Genomic DNA, 19,585 nt, shown 5'->3' on the forward strand with positions numbered 1-19,585 from the left:
GGGATTGCTCCGAAGGAGCGAAAAACGGTCCCGAAGGTTTGAGTGCGGGTGTCGGAGGCTGACCCCTTGTTCGATACCTCCGCAGGCCGCGCCACGAACCGTGTCACAGACTTCGGAAAGAAAATCGTGCCGCGTTGAACACTTCAGCCACTCCCGCCCGTACCTAGGGCCAGCGAGCGGCGCAGTAGGGCGCTGCAACACCCACCGGAATCACGGGGAGTTGGAATGAAGACCTCCTGGCGGAGCGCCTCACTCGTAGCCACCGCTGCGGCTGTGCTGGTGCTGACGACTGCGTGCGGTCAGGAACAGGGGTCCACGTCCTCGCAGAACGTGGGCGCCGCCTCCACCCCGACGCTCGGTGCCGGCACCATCGCCGGTACGGGTACGGCGGGCGCGGGTACGGCCGGCTCCGGTACGTCGGAGCAGGCCCAGTCGACCACCGCGGCCGCCGCGGGTCAGCTGACCGTGTGGAACAGCGACGAGTACGGCAAGGTCCTCACGGACAGCGCCGGACGCACCCTGTACCGCTTCGACAAGGACTCTTTCGAGCCGCCGAAGACGACCTGCGAGGGCGAGTGCGCCACCACGTGGCCGCCGGTGCCCGCCTCGGGCGCCACTGCTGCCGAGGGTGTCGACAAGGCGCTGCTCGGCGAGGTCAGCCGCCCCGACGGCACCAAGCAGCTGACGGTCGGCGGCTGGCCCATGTACTACTTCGCCAAGGACACCAAGGCCGGTGACATCAAGGGCCAGGGCCTCAAGGGCACCTGGTTCGCCTCGGACCCCAACGGCAAGAAGGCCTCCACCAAGGGCGGCGGAGCCGCCGCGGGCGACGCCGGTGGCGACGCAGGCGGCGAGGCCGTCGAGCAGGTCGGCCTGACCACCCGCAAGGACGCCAAGCTCGGCGAGATCGTCGTCGACAAGAACGGCATGACCGTCTACCGGTTCATGAAGGACACGCAGTGGCCGATGTCGACGGCCTGCACCGGCGCCTGCCTCGACAAGTGGCCGGTTGTCGCCCCCGTCGACAAGAACGACACCAAGGACATCCTGCTGAAGGGCTACACGGTCTTCGACCGTCCCGACGGCATCAAGCAGCAGACCATCAACTGCATCCCGCTCTACACCTTCGCCAGCGACAAGGCCCCGGGTGACACCAACGGCCAGGGTGTGGGCGGTACCTGGTTCGCCATCAACGGCGACGGAGAGCCGATCGGCGCCAAGAAGTAAGGATCACCTTCCCCAGGGTGGATCGCCTCGCCATTCAGGACACCGCACGCGAAAGGGAGTGGACGAGCACAAAGAGTGCCGGACACACCACAGCAGCGCGGCCGATCCGGGTCCGCCCCCTCCGCACCGCGCGGAGGGGGCGGACCGCTTGGCATGCCCGGGCACGGTCGAACAGCCGTGTCCGGGCACCGGCGTTGGAGGGCTCGGGTACTGGCGGGACCCGAACGGGCATGTTCGCTCCGGAGGTTGGGCATGTGCCATCGGCAGTGACCGTGAACGGACGGTCAATTTCCGTTTTTACTCGCTCCTTTGGCGGACGATCAGTAGCCTCAGCTCGAACACCGGATCGCCTACGCCACCCCCGACGCGTTGGAGAACACAGATGGAGCGTCCCGCCTGGGCTCCTCGGAGCATCGACATCTCGATGCCGTCCGTGGCCCGGATGTACGACTACTACCTGGGCGGTTCGCACAACTTCGAGGTCGACCGGGAAGCGGCCCGCAGGGCCATGGACTTCATGCCGGGCCTGCCCAAGATCATGCAGGCGAACCGGGCGTTCATGCGCCGCGCCGTGCGGTACGCGGCAGGTTCGGGCATCACCCAGTTCCTGGACGTCGGATCCGGGATCCCCACCTTCGGAAATGTGCACGAGGTCGCCCAGGACGCCAGCCCCGGAGCACGGGTCGTCTACGTCGACCACGACCCGGTCGCCGTAGCACACAGCCAGGCGGTTCTGGAGGGCAACGACGGCGCGGACGTGGTCGCGGCCGACCTCCGCAAGCCCCGGGACATCCTCGCGAGCCCCCGCGTTGAGCGACTGATCGACCTGAACCGGCCGGTGGCGCTGCTCCTGGTTGCCATACTGCACTTCGTGGAGGACATGGACGACCCGTACGGAGCGGTGGCCGAGCTGCGCGACGCGCTCGCGCCCGGCAGCGTACTCGTCGTCTCGCACGCCTCCTTCGAAGGGATCCCGCTTCCCCAGGAGCGGGCCGAGGGCGCGGTGGACGTGTACAAGGACATTCGCAATCCGCTGATCATGCGCTCTCGGGACGAGATCGCGCGGTTCTTCGAGGGGTACGACATGGTGGAACCCGGACTGGTGCCGATGGCGAAGTGGCGGCCCGACACGGCTCCGGAGGACGAGGATCCGTACGCCTTCTCCGGGTTCGCCGGAGTGGGGACCAAGGCGTGAGCGCGGAGCCGGACGGGCCGGAGGACAGACTCCGCCGGTTCGCGACGATCTGGAGCCGCGCGGTCTTCCCCGCCACCTCCACGTCGCTGACCCGGCCCGAGTTCGAGGAACGACTTCTGCCGCTGGCCCGCGGGCTCAGCGAGGCGCTGCGGGCCAGGACGTACGACGCCGAGGCGGGCAGGGCCGTCGGTGCCGCCCTCGTCGAGGCGCACTGCACCGAGCCCGAGGTGCTCAGCCAGACCCTGGACTGCGTCGACGCCTACCTGGTGCTCTACTGCGGCGGCGACGGACCCCGGGAGGATCTGCGGGCCCGTGCCGCGCGGCTGCAGTCCGCGATGGCCGCCGGATACGCCGAGGCACTGCGGCAGCGGACGCTGGCCGAGCAGGAGGCGATCGCCCGCGCGGCGCTGGAGGCCCAGGGCGCGGTCGCGCGGGCGCTGCACGCGACCGAGGCCCGCTTCCGCGCGGTGTTCGAGGGCGCCGCCATAGGCATCGGCATCGCCGACCTCGAAGGCAACATCCTCCAGGTCAACGGCGCTCTGCTGCGCATGTTCGGCGTCACCGAGCAGGCGATGCGCGGGCGCAGCGTCACCGAGTGGACGCACCCCGACGACGCGCCCCAGGTCTGGCGCCTGTACGACGAACTGGTCCGCGGTGAGCGCGAGCACTACCACACCGAAAAGGCGTTCCACCGACCTGACGGAACGGTCCTGTGGACCAACCTGACGGTGTCCCTGCTGCGTGACGCGGACGGCCGTCCCCAGTACCAGCTGGCCCTCATGGAGGACACCACCGAGCGCCGTCTGCTCAACCTCCGCCTCCGCTACGAGGCCACCCATGACGCCCTCACCGGACTGCCCAACCGCACCCTGTTCTTCGAGCGTCTGGAGAAGGCCCTCGCGGCGGGCGACGGCCAGCGCTTCGGCCTGTGCTATCTCGACCTCGACGGCTTCAAGACCATCAACGACAGCCTCGGGCACGCGGCCGGCGACCGGCTGCTCGTCGAGGTCGCCGACCGGCTGCAGTCCTGCGCGACCGCGCCCGGCGAGATGGTCGCCCGGCTCGGCGGCGACGAGTTCGTGGCCCTGACCACCGGCACCGACACCGAACGCGAGGTCGACGAACTCGCCGACCGCATCATGAACGCGCTGGTCACCCCGGTTCGCATCGAGGGCCGGGAACTGCTGGTCCGCGGCAGCATCGGCATCGTCGAGGGCCCGGCGGGGGAGCGCGGCCCGGCGGAGGTGCTGCGCAGCGCCGACATCACGATGTACCGGGCCAAGTCGGCGGGCGGCAACCGCTACGAGATGGCCGACGCCGAGGCCGACGCCCGCGCGATCACCCGGCACGGGCTCACCACCGCACTGCCCGCCGCCCTGGACCGGGGCGAGTTCTTCATCGAGTACCAGCCGTTGGTCCACCTCGGCGACGGCACCGTACGCGGCGCCGAGGCCCTGGTCCGCTGGCTGCACCCGCAGCACGGCGTCATCGGCCCCGACCGTTTCATCCCGCTCGCCGAGCGCACCGGCCTGATCGTGCCGCTCGGCCGCTGGGTCCTGGAGCAGTCGGTGCGTCAGGCCCGCGAGTGGCAGGAACGTCACGGCGGGACGGGGGCCGCGGGCCCACTGCGCGTCAACGTGAACCTGTCGCCGTGCCAGCTCACCCATCCGGCCCTGGTCCAGGACACCGTGGACATCCTGGAGCGCGTCGGCCTCGAACCCGACGCCCTCTGCCTGGAGGTCACCGAGTCCGCCCTGATCGGCGCCGATGACGACCTGCTCAAACCCCTGCGCAGGCTCTCCGAGATGGGCGTCGACATCGCCCTCGACGACTTCGGCACCGGCTACTCCAACCTCGCCAATCTGCGCCGACTGCCGGTCCGCGTACTGAAGTTGGACAGATCCTTCACCCAGAGCATGCAGCAGTTCCCGGCCGACCCCGTCGATCTGAAGATCGTCGAGGGGATCGTCTCCCTCGCCCACAGCCTCGACCTCGCGGTCACCGTCGAGGGCGTCGAGACCGGCGCGCAGGCCGAACAGCTGCGGATACTGGGCTGCGACACGGCCCAGGGCTGGTACTACGCCCGCCCGGGCCCGCCGGAGCGGCTGCACGAACTGGCGCTGGTGGACGCGACGGGCTGAACGGGTTACGGGCCGAGAAGGCTCCCGGCCATCGCGGCATCCGCTGCGCCGGGGGACTCACCGCTCCAGCAGCATCCGCTGCAACTCCCGAGCGGCCCGCGGCGGGGCCACGTCACTCCGGTGCGCCAGGGCGATGGTCCGGTGCAGCCCGGGCCGGGCCAGCGGGGTGACCCGTAGGCCCCGCCCGGAGCGGGTGGCCACCATGCGGGGGACCACGGCGACGCCCAGGCCGGCGCGGACGAAGCCCAGCACCGCGTCCATCTCGCCGCCCTCCACCGCGAAGTCCGGCTCGAACCCGGCGGAGCGGCACGCGGCGACGGTGAGTTCGCGCAGGTCGTAGCCGTGCCGGAACATGACCAGGCGCTCGCCCTCCAGGTCGGGGACGCGGACGGTACGGCGGCCGTTGCCGGGCCTCGGCGCATCCGGGGAGGACACCACCACCAGGTCCTCGCGCAGCAGCTCCACCGTGGTCAGCGCGGGGGACGGCGTGGGGAGGGGGAGGACGACCAGGGCCAGGTCGAGGGCGCCGCGGGCGAGCTGCCGTACGAGGTCGTGGGAGCCGCCCTCCTCGATCAGCAGCCGGATGCCGGGGTAGCGGTCGTGGAAGGCGCGCAGCACGTCGGGGAGCAGGCCGGTGCACAGGCTAGGGGTCGCGCCGAGCCGCACCCGGCCCCGGCGCAGCTGCACCAGCTCCTGCACCTCGTGCCGGGCGGTGTCCGTGTCGGCGAGGATGCGGCGGGCCAGCGGCAGCAGCGCCTCACCGGCGTCGGTCAGCGTGATGTTGCCGCGCGCCCGCTGGAAGAGGTCCGCCCCCAGCTCCCGTTCCAGCGCCTTGATCTGCTGTGACAGCGACGGCTGCGCCACGTGGACCAGATCCGCGGCCCGGGTGAAATGCCTGGTCTCGGCGACCGCCACGAAGTACTGGAGCTGCTGGAACTGCATCCTTCCACGATACGGGACGATAGTTTCCGGCTATCGAATCGAGCTGTTTCATGTCTTGGACCGATGGGGGCTCGCGGTCCTAGCGTCTTGTTCCATGGCTCTGGCAACGCGGACGGAACGAAAACCGTCCATGGCACGCACGGTGTGGGACAGCTCCGTCGGCAAGAAGACGGTGATGGCCGTCAGCGGACTGATCATGCTGGCGTACCTGGTCGTCCATATGCTCGGCAACCTCAAGATCTTCTTCGGCTCGGACGAGTTCAACGGCTACGCGCACTGGCTGCGCACCCTCGGCGAGCCCTTCCTGCACTACGAATGGGCCCTGTGGATCGTCCGCGTGGTGCTCGCCGCCGCGGTCGTCGCCCACGCCACCGCCGCCTACCAGCTCAGCCGCCGCGACATCAAGGCCCGGCCGCACAAGTACGTCCACAAGAGGCGCCGGGCGAGCTACGCCACCCGCACCATGCGCTGGGGCGGCATCATCCTCGGCCTGTTCATCGTCTGGCACATCCTCGACCTGACGACCGGCACCGTCCACCCGAACGGCTTCGAGGCCGGCCACCCGTACCAGAACGTGATCGACACCTTCTCCACCTGGTACGGCAACACCGTCTACATCGTCGCGATGCTCGCCCTCGGCCTGCACATCCGGCACGGCTTCTGGAGCGCCGCCCAGACCCTCGGCGCCGGCAGCCGCACCCGTGACCGCGCCCTGAAGACCACGGCGAATGTCCTCGCACTGGTACTGACCGTGGGCTTCGTCTCCGTACCCGTCGCCGTCATGACCGGAGTGGTGAGCTGAACATGACTACGTCCTCCGAGTACGCGGACTATGTGACCGGCGAACCGGTCGTCGACGGCAAGGCGCCCGAGGGCCCGATCAAGGAGCGCTGGGACAGGCGCCGCTTCGAGGCCAAGCTGGTCAACCCCGCCAACCGCCGCAAGCACACCGTCATCGTCGTCGGCACGGGCCTCGCCGGCGGCTCGGCCGGTGCCACGCTCGCCGAACAGGGCTACCACGTCGTCCAGTTCTGCTACCAGGACTCCCCGCGCCGCGCCCACTCCATCGCCGCGCAGGGCGGCATCAACGCCGCGAAGAACTACCGCAACGACGGCGACTCCGTACACCGGCTGTTCTACGACACCGTCAAGGGCGGCGACTTCCGGGCGCGTGAGTCGAATGTGCATCGGCTCGCCCAGATCTCGGTGGAGATCATCGACCAGTGCGTGGCGCAGGGTGTGCCCTTCGCGCGGGAGTACGGCGGTCTGCTCGACACCCGCTCCTTCGGCGGCGTTCAGGTCTCGCGGACCTTCTACGCCCGCGGCCAGACGGGGCAGCAGCTGCTGCTCGGCGCGTACCAGGCGCTGTCGCGGCAGATCGCGGCCGGGAACGTGGAGATGCATCCGCGGACCGAGATGCTCGACCTGATCGTGATCGACGGGCGGGCACGCGGCATCGTGGCACGGGATCTGATCACCGGGAAGATCGACACGTACTTCGCCGATGCCGTGGTGCTGGCGAGCGGCGGGTACGGCAATGTCTTCTACCTCTCGACCAACGCCATGAACTCGAACGCGACCGCCGTGTGGCGGGCGCATCGACGGGGCGCGCTGTTCGCCAATCCGTGCTTCACACAGATCCATCCGACGTGCATTCCGCGCACCGGCGACCATCAGTCCAAGCTGACGCTGATGAGCGAGTCGCTGCGCAACGACGGGCGGATCTGGGTGCCGAAGGCCCAGGGCGACACCCGGCCGGCCAACAAGATCCCCGAGGACGAGCGCGACTACTACCTGGAGCGGATCTACCCGTCCTTCGGCAACCTCGTGCCCCGCGACATCGCTTCCCGCGCCGCGAAGAACGTCTGTGACGAGGGGCGGGGCGTCGGACCCGGTGGGCAGGGCGTCTACCTGGACTTCGCCGACGCGATTCTGCGGATGGGGCGGAAAGCCGTCGAGGCCAAGTACGGCAACCTCTTCGACATGTACCAGCGGATCACCGACGAGGATCCGTACGAGGTGCCGATGCGGATCTACCCGGCCGTGCACTACACGATGGGCGGGCTGTGGGTGGACTACGACCTCCAGACCACCGTCCCCGGCCTGTTCGCGATCGGCGAGGCCAACTTCTCCGACCACGGAGCCAACCGGCTCGGCGCGTCCGCGCTGATGCAGGGCCTCGCCGACGGGTACTTCGTACTGCCGGCGACGATCAACGACTACCTCGCCCGGCATCCGAAGCAGGGGGAGATCGGCCGCGAACACCCCGTCGTGCAAGAGGTGTTGGCCGAGACCGAGGACCGGCTGAACCTGCTGCTCGCCGTCGACGGCGACCGTACGCCCGACTCCTTCCACCGCGAAGTCGGTGAGCTGATGTGGGAGTTCTGCGGCATGGCCCGTACCGACAGCGGCTTGCGGAAGGCTCTGGAGCGGATTCCGCAGATCCGCGAGGAGTTCTGGCGGCGGATCAAGGTGCCGGGGACGGGCGAGGAGTTCAACCAGTCCCTGGAGAAGGCCAACCGGATCGTCGACTACCTCGAACTCGCCGAGCTGATGTGCCTCGACGCGCTGCACCGGAGCGAGTCCTGCGGCGGCCACTTCCGTGAGGAGTCCCAGACGGCCGACGGCGAGGCGGAGCGCCGGGACGGGGAGTTCTCGTACGCCGCCGCCTGGGAGTTCACGGGCACCGGCGCGGCCCCCGTGCTGCACAAGGAAGACCTGGTCTTCGAGTACGTCCATCCCACCCAGCGGAGCTACGCATGAAGCTCACCCTGCGCGTATGGCGGCAGCGCGCCGCCGACGCCGACGGCGCCATGTCCACGTACGAGGTGGACGACATCTCGCCCGACATGTCCTTCCTGGAGATGCTCGACACGCTCAACGAGGAACTCATCCTGCGTGGTGAGGACCCGGTGGCCTTCGACCACGACTGCCGTGAGGGGATCTGCGGGGCGTGTTCGCTGGTCATCAACGGGGACGCGCACGGCCCGGAGCGGACGACGACCTGTCAGCTGCACATGCGGTCCTTCTCGGACGGCGACACGATCGATGTGGAGCCGTGGAGGGCGTCGGCGTTTCCGGTGATCAAGGACCTGGTGGTGGACCGGTCGGCGTTCGACCGGATCATCCAGGCCGGTGGGTACATCACGGCGCCGACGGGGGCCGCGCCGGAGGCGCACGCCACGGCCGTTCCGAAACCGGATGCGGACTTCGCGTTCGAGCACGCGGAGTGCATCGGGTGCGGGGCCTGTGTGGCCGCGTGCCCGAACGGGGCGGCGATGCTGTTCACGTCGGCCAAGGTGAACCATCTGAATGTACTGCCGCAGGGGGCGCCCGAGCGGGAGAGCCGGGTGCTGGACATGGTGGCTCAGATGGATGAAGAGGGGTTCGGGGGGTGCACGTTGACGGGGGAGTGTGCCACGGCGTGCCCCAAGGGGATTCCGCTGGTGTCCATCACCGGCATGAACAAGGAGTGGCTGCGGGCTACTCGGAAGGCCGGAAAGCGGTAGCGCCATGGGTTGGCCTGTCGTCTTCGGGCCGCGGGTTTGTTGTGGCCGGTCGTGCAGCTCCCCGCGCCCCTTTGGGGCGCACTGCGGTGGGCCCCGGTCACGTGTGAACGTTCGCCGAACCGTGCGGACGGGCGGGGCCGGGTGTGGTGCTCAACCCCGGTCCCGCCAAGGTTTCCTGGCAAGCGGGGTCCGTCAGGACGGGATCGCCAGCGCCTCGTCCATCAGGGCGCGGAGTTCCTCGTCCTGGAGGACCGCCTGGTAGTCGGCACACGGCGAGAGGCGGTGGTCCTGGTCTCGGAGGATGCGCAGGGCGGCTTCGGTGGCGGGGGTGAGTGTGCGGAAGCGGATGAGCGTGCGCAGGGCGTCGTGGAACGTGCCGTACCAGTCGCCGCCGGCTGTGAACGCCAGGATCTCCTCCTCCAGGTACGGCAGCGCGGGCCCGGGGTCGCCGGTGATCGACCACAGGGCGATCGCCGCGTGTGTCCTGGTCCAGCCCTTGCCGGCGGTCAGGGCGTAGCGCACCCGGTCGGTGTAGGGCGCGGCCTCGGCGCCGAAGTCGGCGAGGTAGCTGACCATGCCGATGACGGGCTTCTCCCCTTCGGCCGACAGCGTTTCGCCGACGGCCCGCAGCGCCTCGGCCGGGTCGGCGCCGCCGATACGCCAGAGGGCCCAGTGCAGCATCGGGTGGTTGTTCGGAGGTTCCAGGGACATGCGCTCGCGCAGGGCGGGCGCGGCGGAGACGGCGGCCGGGCCCATGGCTGCCAGGGCCTCGGTGGCGTCGTGCCAGCGGAAGCGGTCGGTCACGTGGGCCGTGATCTCCGGCAGGGCGGGCAGCGCGTCCGTCTCCCAGGCTTTGAGGGTCGCCAGGAAGTCGGACGTCAGGGCGCCGTGTGCGTCGGGGTCGGTCAGATCGCGGTGGAGTTCCTCGCGTATCGACGGCAGGAGGGTGTCCGCGTGGGCGCGGAGCGGGGCGAGGACGTCCACGATCTCGGGGCGGCGGGGTTCGCCACCGCTGTAGGCGCGGCTGTAGTGCTCGCGGAACGGTGCGCAGAGCCGGTCGACCAGGCCGGGCAGCGCCCGTGGATCGTCCATCCGTGTCAGCGCCCAGCAGGCGTGTTCGCTGACGGCGCCTTCCAGGAATTCCACCTCGCCCGAGTCGTCGAGCAGACCGGCCAGTTGATCGGCGTACGCCGTGGCCCGGGGGCCCAGTATGCCGAGGAGGTGGGCCGCCCTGACACGTACGGAGGGGTCCGGGTGATGCAGCGCACCGCCCGCGAGCGGCAGCACCGCGGCTTCCACGGACCGGCGGGAGACCAACAGCAGGAGGCAGCGGTCCAGCACGGCCCGCAGCAGATCGGCGTCCTCGCCGGGATGCACAGCCGACGACAGCCGGGTCAGGAACCCCATCTGCTGGGCAGGTGTGTCGTCGAACAGGGCGGCCGTCCAGTACGCGACACTCTCGCGGTCGCCGGGGTACTCGTAGTCCCGCTCGTACCAGACGGTCCCCCAACGCGACCGCGCGGTGGGGTCGGTGAGCGCCTCCGCCAGCAGCTCCAACTCGTGGACCGGCACCTCGCTGTCCAGGTCCGCGTAGGCCACCACGGCCGCGACCCGCAGGACGGGGTCGGGGTCCTCCAGCAGCCCGTCCAGGACGGCACGGGTCTCGGTGACCGTCGTGGTCTCGGCGCCGGGGGCCGCCGCGAGACGGCTCAGCGCGAACAGCACCGGCAGCCGGACCGAGAGGTCCCGCTCGGTCCGCCACCGCTCCAGGAGCCGACCGGGGCCGTCCGCCAGCGGGATGGCCTGTCGGCGTACCGCCGGATCGGGGTCGGCGAGCAGGGGCTGCACCGCCCGGTGGGCGTGGAGCCAGGCCTCGGGCCAGCCCGGGTCGATCGACTCGGGCGAAGTCTCCTCCGGCACCTGGGACACGAACGCGAGCAGTTCCACGAGGGTCGCGCGTGCGCCCGTCCGGGGATCGGCGGCGAGCGCGACGACGAACGGCAGGGCGGCCGTGGCGACCGAGGAGACGCCGTGCACCGATGTCCCCAGGTGGTCGAAGAGCGGCCAACAGTCGTCCTCAGTCGACTCCGGCCCCTTGCGGAACAACCGGCGCAGCATCCCGCGCACTTCCTTGGGCAGGACATCCGGATCGATCGACTCCAGCCGGTCCCACGGCGCCGCGTCCAGTGCCTCCGCCGACAGCTCCGCCACCCGTACGCTCCCGTTCGTCGATCAGTTCGTCAATGAGACGGTTTTCCGGGCCGGGAGGTTGCCTCCGGTAACGGGCCGGTCACCGCCGTTCGCCGGTCACCGCCACGACACCCGCTCGTCGACGGAGTCGGACGCCCCGGACACCTGGTCCGAGCCGTTCAACCTCCGCACATCCGGGCTCTCGCAACCGGTCACGCGAGTGTCAGTCGGCGTCGGAAGAACTAGGGCGGCGGACCGCACGTCCCCAGGTCCGCCCCTGACGCCGCCGAGTCGGCCCGTGACCAGGAGATGCCATGACCGCCTCCACCCTCGACAGCCCGCCCCAGCCCGTGGCCCCCACCCGCTACACCGTCACCCTGGCCCGCAGCGAGGAGGACGTCCGTGCCGCTCAGCGGCTGCGGCACGATGTGTTCGCCGGGGAGATGGGCGCCCTGCTGGCCGGCCCCCAGCCGGGCCTCGACGTCGACCCGTTCGACGCGTACTGCGACCACCTGCTCGTCCGGGAGACGCTGACCGGGCAGGTCGTCGGCACCTACCGGCTGCTGCCGCCCGAGCGGGCCGCCGTCGCCGGACGACTGTACTCCGAGGGCGAGTTCGACCTCACCAACATCGACGCCATCCGGCCCGGCCTCGTCGAGGTCGGCCGCTCCTGCGTCCACCCCGCCCACCGGGACGGCGCGGTCATCGGCCTCATCTGGGCGGGCATCGCCCGCTACATGCTCGACCGCGGCCACGAGTGGCTGGCCGGCTGCTGCTCGATCCCGCTCGCCGACGGCGGCACGCTCGCCTCCGCGACCTGGGACCGGGTGCGGGACAAGCACCTGGCGCCGGAGGAGTACCGGGTACGGCCGCTGCTGCCCTGGATCCCGAAGGACGAGGCCCCGGCGGCCCGCATGGAACTGCCGCCGCTGCTGCGCGGCTATCTGCGGCTCGGCGCCTGGGTCTGCGGCGGGCCCGCGCACGACCCGGACTTCGGTGTCGCCGACCTGTACGTGCTGCTGTCGATGCGCCAGGTCAACGCCCGCTACCTGCGCCACTTCCTCTCCCTCGTACCGGCGGCGTGACCCGATGAGCGTGTGGCTGCCCAGCGCGCCCTGCAGCCCGCAGGCGTGTGTGGAGGCGAGGACGTCGGTCGCCGCCGTGCCCCGGGCCGTCGCGCGGTTCGCGGCGGTCGTGGCCCTGGTCCTCCTCGGGGTCCTGGTGACCCTCCTCGGCCTGCGGATGCCGACCGCGGTCGTGCGGCGGTGGTGCCGGTGGACCGTGCGGGCCTCGGGGGTCCGGGTACGGATCTCCGGCGCGGCCCCGCCCACCGGCGGACTGCTTCTCGTCGCCAACCACGTGTCCTGGCTGGACATACCGCTGCTCGGCGCGGTGCGTCCGGCGCGGATGCTCGCCAAGTCGGACATACGGGCGTGGCCGGTGGCGGGCGCTCTCGTCGCGCGGAGCGGGGTGCTCTTCATCGAGCGGGACCGGATCCGCGCACTGCCGGAGACGGTCGCCCGGATCTCCGGGGCCCTGCGCGGTGGTGCGTCGGTCGTCGCCTTCCCCGAGGGGAGCACCTGGTGCGGCAGGGCGCAGGGACGCTTCCGGCGGGCCGTGTTCCAGGCCGCGCTCGACGCGGGTGTGCCCGTGCAGCCGGTGCGCGTCCGCTACCGGTTCACCGAGGGCGGCGCGAGCACCGCGCCCGCCTACGTCGGGGACGACTCGCTGCTCGCGTCGGTGTGGCGGGTGGTGTCGGCGCGCGGAGTCGTCGCCGAGGTGGACGTACGGCCCGTCATCGGCCCGGACGGCCACCTCGACCGGCGGGCCCTGGCAGGGGCCGCGCAGACCGCGGTGATCGACGTGGAGGCCATGGTCGCGCACACGCCGGAAGAGCGCGGCGACTGCCGGGCAGGACGGCCGAGCTCCACGACGGGGCTTCGGCCCAGGCCCGCGACGGAGATCGGCCCCGGTCCGCGTCTGGGGATCAGCTGAGGCCCGCGATCCGGGCCAGCCTCCGGTGGGAGTCCAGCAGGGCCTCGCGGTCGTATGTGCTCGTCGTGACCAGGATCTCCTGGGCACCCGTCTCCTTGACCACCGACTCCAGTTCGTCCGCGACCTGCTCCTCCGTGCCGTACACGTGTCCGGTCAGCCCGGACTCGTAGAAACCCCGCTCCTTGGCCGTCATCGTCCGCCGCTCGACCTCTTCCGCCGGGGTGAGCGGCGGGAAGGTGCCGTGGGTGCGGGAGTACGCCATGGCCCAGGCTTCCGGCAGGAGGACGCGGTGGGCGTTCCCCGGGGTGTCGGCGACGGCGATCGTGCCGGAGACGACGACGTACGGCTCCTCGGCCCAGGCGGACGGGCGGAACCCGGCGCGATAGCGGTCGATGCCGCGCCGCATCCTGTCGCGGTCGCGGAGGTCGCCGATCACCATCGGCAGGCCCGCCCGCGCGGCGATCTCGGCGCCCTCGCCCATCGCGAGGACGAACGGGGGTACGGCCATGCCCTCCGGGGGACGCGCGTGCACCCCGGTGGGGGACACGCCCCGGAACCAGCCGAGCAACTCATCGAGCTGCCCCGCGAAGTCGTCGGTATCGGCGGCGTCCTTGTCCCGGCCCAGGGCTTTGCGTACGCCGTCGGTGAAGCCGACGGAACGGCCGAGCCCCATGTCGATCCGCCCCGGGAACAGGGACTCCAGTACGCCGAACTGCTCGGCCACGACCAGCGGACGGTGGTTGGGCAGCATCACCCCGCCGGTGCCCACCCGGATGGTGTGCGTGGCCGCCGCGACGGCCGCCGCCAGCACGGTCGGGGCGGAGCCGGCGACGCCGGGCACCCCGTGATGCTCCGAAACCCAGAACCGGTGGAAGCCCAGGTCCTCCACATCCCTCGCCAGCCGCACGGTGTCCCGCAGGGCTTGGGACGCGTCCTGGCCCTCGCGGACACGGGACCGGTCGAGAACGGAGAACCGGACGGAGGAGAGCGCTGAGGTCACATGGGGTTCAACGCTTCGGTGGCGTGGGGATTCCCGGTCGGCCACAACCCGCGCCCCTGCCAGGCGAGTGTGCCTCCGCCACGTGGGCGCGACAAGCCACGACGGGCCCGCAGACACTCTGCGGACCCGTCGTGGCACTTGCTGCGGAGCGGTCAGCGGCCTTATGTGCCGACGGTGATCCCGGTCGTCTTCGCGGCGTCGGTGTTCTCGTACACCACCTCACCGTCCGACTTCTTCCAGATCTTGATCCGGAAGGTGTCCGGACCATCGGTGGCGGTGATACGGAAGGCGTAGCCGGACGTCCCGTTGACCGTCCCGCTTCCCTGGTACACGGCCTTGGAGCCGGTCACCACCAGCCAGTCTGATCCGGTGGAGCGGAACTTCAGCTTGCCCCGGTCGAAGTCGAACGCGGCCTTCCCGGAGGGCACCGTACTGAACCAGTTGTACTTGGCGGTGAAGGAGAAGCTCGCCCTGCCGGCCGGTGAGGTGTAGCTGCCGTCGCCGGCCGCGGGGCCCGCCGCCCGGTCGTAGACGATCAGCTCGGCGAGGGTGCGGCTGTCGGACGCACCCTCGTCGTCGGTGACGGTGACGACCGGCCGGTGGATGCCGGCCTTGGTGTAGGTGTGCTCGGCCGCGCACCCGTCGGCGGTGACCTTGCCGGCGGCCGGCTTGGTGCCGTCCTTCCAGTCGACGGTGCAGGTGTGGGTGTCACCGGTGCCCGGGTCACCGAAGGCAACAGTGACCGCGGCCGGCTTGCCGACCGACACCGGGGTCGGGCCGGCGGCCGACGTGATCGTCGGCGCCGCGTTGGTGACCTTCACGGTCGCCGAGTCGCTGCTCCTGCCGCCGGTCAGGGTCACCGTGTAGGTGCCGTTGTCCGTGCAGGTGACCGTGGTCTTCGCGGCCGTGGCGTCGGCGAAGGCGCAGGGCGCTCCGTTCTCGACGGTCCACTTGGGGCTGCCCGCCCCGGAGACGGTCCCGCCGAGCTCGATCCGGTCGCCCTCCTTGCCCTCGGCGTCCTGCCCGGCGCGGGCGACGGTGACCGGGTCGATGCTCTCCAGCGTCGGCACGACCTTCTTCAGCAGGCCGTCGGCGTCGAACTCCAGCTTGTCGATGGTGGTTTCGCGGTGGGTGCCGTCACCGCCGGGGATGGCGAAGCGGTGGTAGGCGATGTACCAGTCGTCGGTGTTCGGGACGTGGACCACCGAGTGGTGGCCGGGGCCCTTGACGCCGAGCAAGAGGTCCTTCTCCAGGATCACGCCCTGCTTGGTCCAGGGACCGGTGGGCGAGGAGCCGGTGGCGTAGGCGACCCGGTAGTTCTCGTCACGTGTGTCGTTCTCCGACCACATGAAGTAGTAGGTGCCCTTGCGCTTGATGACGAAGGTGCCCTCGTTGTAGCCGCTCGGCGTGATGTCGGTGACCTTCGAGGCGTCGAAGGAGACCATGTCGTCGTTGAGCGGGACGACGTAGGCGCGGCCGTTGCCCCAGTACAGGTACGACTGGCCGTCGTCGTCCGTGAAGACCGCCGGGTCGATCATCTGACCCCGGTAGTCACCCGCCTTGAGCAGCGGCTTGCCGAGCGCGTCCTTGAACGGGCCGGTGGGCGAGTCGGAGACCGCGACACCGATGTTCGCGTCGGCGCAGAAGTAGAAGTAGTACTTGCCGTTCCTCTCCTCCATCGCCGGCGCCCAGGCCCTGCTGTCCGCCCAGGAGACGTCCGGCCCGAGGTCGAGGATGACGCCGTGGTCCTTCCAGTTGACCAGGTCGGTCGACGAGTACGCCTTGAACTGCGTACCGCTCCAGCCCTCGAAGCCGTCGGTGGTCGGGTAGATGTAGAAGGTGTCACCGAAGCGGACGATGTTCGGGTCGGCGTTGAGGCCGGGGAGCACCGGGCTCTTCAGTTCGCGCGCCGACACCGTCCAGGTGCGCTTCTTCCCGTCCGAGCCGGTGACCTCGTACTTCACCGGCTCACTGAAGTCCTGCACGCTCCCGGAGGAGGGGCTGATCGCCGCGCCGTGGGCGAGGCCGAACTCCGGTGCCAGCGCGGTGAGATCCGTGCCCGGCTTCATCGGCAGCGTGATCCGGCTGCCGGCGTCGTCGATGATCGCGTCGGTCTTCAGCTCCGGGTGGGTCACCTTGGCGATGCCCGTGGTGTTGCCGCTGAGCTCCAGGACCTCGGCGGCCGTCAGGGCCCGGTTGTAGATCCGGAAGTCGTCGACCTCACCGCCGAAGTACGGGTCGGGGGAGTACATGGACCGGCCGATGTAGCCGCTGTAGTCCTTGTCCGCGTCGTACAGGTCGGACGGCTTGACGACGACGTCCGTGGCGCGGGACACCTCGACGCCGTCCACGTAGAGGACCGCCGTGCCGGACCCTCCGTCGATGGTGACGGTGACGTGCTTCCACTCGCCGACGGTGAGCCGCGGGCCCGACAGCTTCTTCTCCGCGCCCCAACTGGCCGCGGTGATCGCCGAGTAGAGCGACGAGGAACCGTTCGACGGGCTGGCGAAGAGGTACTTGTCGCTGTCCGGGCCGAGGCCGAACAGCCACTGCCAGTTGTCGCCGCCCTTCCACTTCGCGTACGTGGAGACGGTGACGCTGTCGGCGTTCTTCAGCACGCCGTTCGGGAGCTTCACATACGGCGAGGTCGTCGAACTGCTGGAGCCGCCGGACATCTTGAACGAGCCGCCGTCGACACCGGTCCCGAAGTCGGGGGTGCGGACGTAGGTGCCGTGGTAGCCGTGGCCGCTGGAGTCACGGGCGATGTTGCCGCCGGTCTCGTCGAAGCCGTAGTGCAGGAGCAGGTCGGCCGGGACGTCCGGGCCCTCGGCGGAGACCGTGACCTCGGCGCTGACCTCGATCGCCGCGTCGCCGGACAGGTCGCCCTTCACCGTGAAGGTGCCGGCCTGGGCGTACTGCGACTCGGCCACGTCCTCCCAGGTGACGGCGACGGGCCGCTTCGCGCCGTCCGCGTACTCGGCGATGACGGTGGCGGGCAGGACCGGGGCGTCACCGATGCGCGTCTCGACCTTGACGTCCTCGGCGCTCGTGACGATCTGGTCCGGCTGGTAGGTCTTCAGCAGGCGGTCGTACTCGGCCTGGGTGACCGGGAGCACGGTGCCGTGCCGGGGCTTGGACGGCAGGTCGTAGTCGCTGGACGGGGTCCAGACGCCGGAGGCCAGGTCCGTCGTCTCGAAGGGGATGTAGCCGCGCCCCCCGAACTCGTCCAGGAACGCGTACCACTTCTCCTCGGTGTTCGACTTGAACACCAGCGGCCCCTCGGCGGCGCTCATCTCGCCCTTGCCGATGCCCTCGGCGACCGGGTCCCAGGAGAGGTTCCGCAGCGTGTCGCTCTTCTCCTCGAAGATGAACTTGCTGTTGGGCGTGGAGGAGGTGTTGTTCCGCTCGTCCTTGGAGAGGCGGAAGTACGTGCCGTCGTGCTGGATGACCGTGGAGTCGATCACCGAGTAGCCGCGGTCGACCCAGACCTTGGGCTCACTGAAGGTGTGGAAGTCACGGGTCGTCGCGTACATCATGCGGTTGTACGTGTCGCCGGAGTGGGCCTCGTTGTCGTACAGCTTCGACGCCCAGAACACGACGTACTCGCCGAGCTTCTCGTCGTAGTAGGCCTCCGGGGCCCAGGTGTTGCCGGCCGAGTCGGGGGAGACCTTGACCAGGCGCTGGTCGGTCCAGTTCACCAGGTCGGTGGACTCCCAGACCATGATGGACTTGCTGCCGGTGCGCTGGGAGGCGTCCCAGTCGCCGTTGCCGTAGATCCTCAGGTCGGTGGCGATCTGGTAGAACTTGTCGCCCTCGGGGGAGCGGATGATGAACGGGTCGCGCAGGCCCTTCTCCCCGAGCGTGGAGGTCAGGACGGGCTTGCCGTCGTTCAACTCCCGCCACTTCAACGGGTCGTTGCCCTTGCTGAGGGCCGCGTACAGCTGCTCGCCGTCCGAGGTGCCCTCGCCGGTGAAGTAGCTGAACATGTAGCCCTGGTAGGCCTGTTTCGCGGGCAGCTCGGGCACCTTGGCCGTGAACGCGCGGGTGGTCTTCGCGTCGCCCTTGGTGACGGTCGCGGTCAGCTCGACGGTCGTGGCGCCGTCGCCGTGCGCCGGGCGGTGGACCACGCCGTCGTCGGCCACGACGCCCGCGTTCGCGGAGGACCAGGAGACCTTCGTGCCGAAGTCGCCGTCCGCGGGGAGCGTGAGGTTGCCGCGTACGTCGTCGAGGTTGTGCACGGTCAGTGCCTCGGCGGCCTGCTTGACGGCGGTCGCGTCGTCGAAGGTGGGCAGGACCGTGACCTCGAAGGTCTTGGTTTCGGTGACGGTGCCCTTCTTCAGGGTCGCCGTGAGCGTGGCGCGGCCGTCGGGTTCACCGGCGGCGGGGCGGGTCACCGCGCCGGAGTCCGCGACCACGTCCGTGTTGTCACTCTTCCAGCTGATGGACGAGCCGCCGGCCGTACCGGTCTTCGGCAGGTCCAGATCGGCGGTCACACCGCTGGTGTCGCCCAGGGTGAGGGCGGCCTTGTCGTCGGCGACGCCCTGCGTGGCCACGGGGAGCGAGAGCTGCTCGACCTCGGAGCCGGCGAGCGCGCGGTTGTAGACCCGGAAGTCACGGACTTTGCCCTTGAAGAGCTTGTCGCTGGTGTAGACCGACTTGCCTATGTGATTGGCGGTCGTGGTGCCCGAGCCGATGGAACCCGGGGTGATGGTGACCGACGTGTTGCGGCCGACCTCCACGCCGTCCTCGTACAGCACGGCCGTGTTGCCGGTCTGGGTGTAGGTGAGCTGCTTCCACACCGAGCGGGTCAGGTTGTGCGAGTCGGAGGGCCGGGTGTTCTGCTCGGTCGACCAGTTGCCGGACGCGATGGCGGTGCGCAGCGAGTTGCCGGTGGCGAAGAGGTAGCCGTTGCCCGTGCCGCTGCTGGTGTTGCCGAAGCCGTAGAGGAAATACGGGGTGGTCTGCGACTCGTCCATCAGCACGTCCATGGAGACGCTGATCGAGTCCATGCCCTTCATGACGTCGTTCGGCACCTTGACGTAGGTGTCCGAACCGTTGAAGGCGAGGCCCTGGCCGTTGCCCGTCCAGCCTGCCGTGCCGTTCACCGTGCCGTCCCGGCCGTTGCCGGAGGCGTCGGCGACCGTGGTGCCGGAGGCGGCGTCGAGCTTGTACCAGAGGGCCAGACCGTCGGTGATGTCGGCGCTGTCCGCGGCGGCCGGTGCGGCGGGCCCGGCGAGGCCCAGGAGCAGTGACGCGGCGGTCAGTCCGGCGAGCGGACCCGCCCAGCGTCTCGCGCGGCCGCGCAGACGTGCGATGTGCGTCATGTCGAGTATCCCTGCTGAGAGCACGGCTGAGGAAAGGGGTGGGGGAGGCATGGGGGAGCGGG

General features: G+C 70.2%; 12 protein-coding genes. 8 read left to right on the forward strand and 4 right to left on the reverse strand.

Translation table 11 applies throughout. From position 1 onward, the window contains the following. Positions 1–225: 225 nt before the first annotated feature. The 3 genes from JIX55_RS43035 (at position 226) to JIX55_RS43045 (ending at position 4,563) form a co-directional block, all read left to right on the forward strand. On the forward strand, positions 226–1,227 hold the full coding sequence (locus JIX55_RS43035) for an SCO0930 family lipoprotein (protein WP_257568628.1): 1,002 nt from the start codon (positions 226–228) through the stop codon (positions 1,225–1,227). Between the two features lie 382 nt (positions 1,228–1,609). Continuing rightward, the gene (locus tag JIX55_RS43040; RefSeq protein WP_257568629.1) at positions 1,610–2,422 is read left to right on the forward strand and encodes an SAM-dependent methyltransferase; all 813 of its coding nucleotides are present in this window, start codon (positions 1,610–1,612) and stop codon (positions 2,420–2,422) included. Next, positions 2,419–4,563: a putative bifunctional diguanylate cyclase/phosphodiesterase gene (locus tag JIX55_RS43045; protein WP_257568630.1), complete on the forward strand. Its 2,145-nt coding sequence runs from the start codon at positions 2,419–2,421 to the stop codon at positions 4,561–4,563. The genes JIX55_RS43040 and JIX55_RS43045 overlap by 4 nt, the downstream gene beginning before the upstream one ends. Before the next feature lie 57 nt (positions 4,564–4,620). On the opposite strand, the gene JIX55_RS43050 is transcribed toward JIX55_RS43045, so the two are convergent. After that, on the reverse strand, positions 4,621–5,505 hold the full coding sequence (locus tag JIX55_RS43050) for a LysR family transcriptional regulator (protein WP_257568631.1): 885 nt from the start codon (positions 5,503–5,505) through the stop codon (positions 4,621–4,623). A gap of 94 nt (positions 5,506–5,599) precedes the next feature. Between JIX55_RS43050 and JIX55_RS43055 the strand changes: the two genes are divergently transcribed. From JIX55_RS43055 to JIX55_RS43065, 3 genes are read left to right on the forward strand one after another with little or no spacing between them, the layout of a single operon-like run. Next, positions 5,600–6,307: a succinate dehydrogenase gene (locus JIX55_RS43055; protein ID WP_257568632.1), complete on the forward strand. Its 708-nt coding sequence runs from the start codon at positions 5,600–5,602 to the stop codon at positions 6,305–6,307. 2 nt (positions 6,308–6,309) lie between these two features. Next, positions 6,310–8,268 carry a fumarate reductase/succinate dehydrogenase flavoprotein subunit gene (locus JIX55_RS43060; RefSeq protein WP_257568633.1) on the forward strand — a complete coding sequence of 653 codons (1,959 nt, stop codon included), beginning with the start codon at positions 6,310–6,312 and terminating at the stop codon, positions 8,266–8,268. Beyond that, complete coding sequence (locus JIX55_RS43065; protein ID WP_257568634.1) at positions 8,265–9,014, forward strand: succinate dehydrogenase/fumarate reductase iron-sulfur subunit; 750 nt, start codon at positions 8,265–8,267, stop codon at positions 9,012–9,014. The genes JIX55_RS43060 and JIX55_RS43065 overlap by 4 nt, the downstream gene beginning before the upstream one ends. A 192-nt stretch (positions 9,015–9,206) precedes the next feature. On the opposite strand, the gene JIX55_RS43070 is transcribed toward JIX55_RS43065, so the two are convergent. After that, positions 9,207–11,225 carry a hypothetical protein gene (locus tag JIX55_RS43070; RefSeq protein ID WP_257568635.1) on the reverse strand — a complete coding sequence of 673 codons (2,019 nt, stop codon included), beginning with the start codon at positions 11,223–11,225 and terminating at the stop codon, positions 9,207–9,209. Between the two features lie 293 nt (positions 11,226–11,518). Between JIX55_RS43070 and JIX55_RS43075 the strand changes: the two genes are divergently transcribed. Together JIX55_RS43075 and JIX55_RS43080 are read left to right on the forward strand one after the other, a co-directional pair. Continuing rightward, positions 11,519–12,289, forward strand: a complete 771-nt coding sequence (locus JIX55_RS43075) for a GNAT family N-acetyltransferase (protein ID WP_257568636.1) — start codon at positions 11,519–11,521, stop codon at positions 12,287–12,289. A 4-nt stretch (positions 12,290–12,293) separates the two neighbouring features. Next, positions 12,294–13,199 (forward strand): lysophospholipid acyltransferase family protein, encoded by a 906-nt coding sequence (locus JIX55_RS43080; RefSeq protein WP_257568637.1) that lies wholly within the window; start codon positions 12,294–12,296, stop codon positions 13,197–13,199. Here JIX55_RS43080 and JIX55_RS43085 read toward each other — a convergent pair. Next, entirely contained in the window at positions 13,192–14,199 is a 1,008-nt protein-coding gene (locus JIX55_RS43085) for an LLM class flavin-dependent oxidoreductase (RefSeq protein ID WP_257568638.1), read from the reverse strand. The two genes, JIX55_RS43080 and JIX55_RS43085, sit on opposite strands and share 8 nt — an antisense overlap. Before the next feature lie 161 nt (positions 14,200–14,360). Beyond that, positions 14,361–19,523, reverse strand: a complete 5,163-nt coding sequence (locus JIX55_RS43090) for a family 43 glycosylhydrolase (protein ID WP_257568639.1) — start codon at positions 19,521–19,523, stop codon at positions 14,361–14,363. Positions 19,524–19,585 lie beyond the last annotated feature (62 nt).

This window comes from Streptomyces sp. DSM 40750 (assembly GCF_024612035.1).
In the GTDB taxonomy this organism is placed as follows: Bacteria; Actinomycetota; Actinomycetes; order Streptomycetales; family Streptomycetaceae; genus Streptomyces.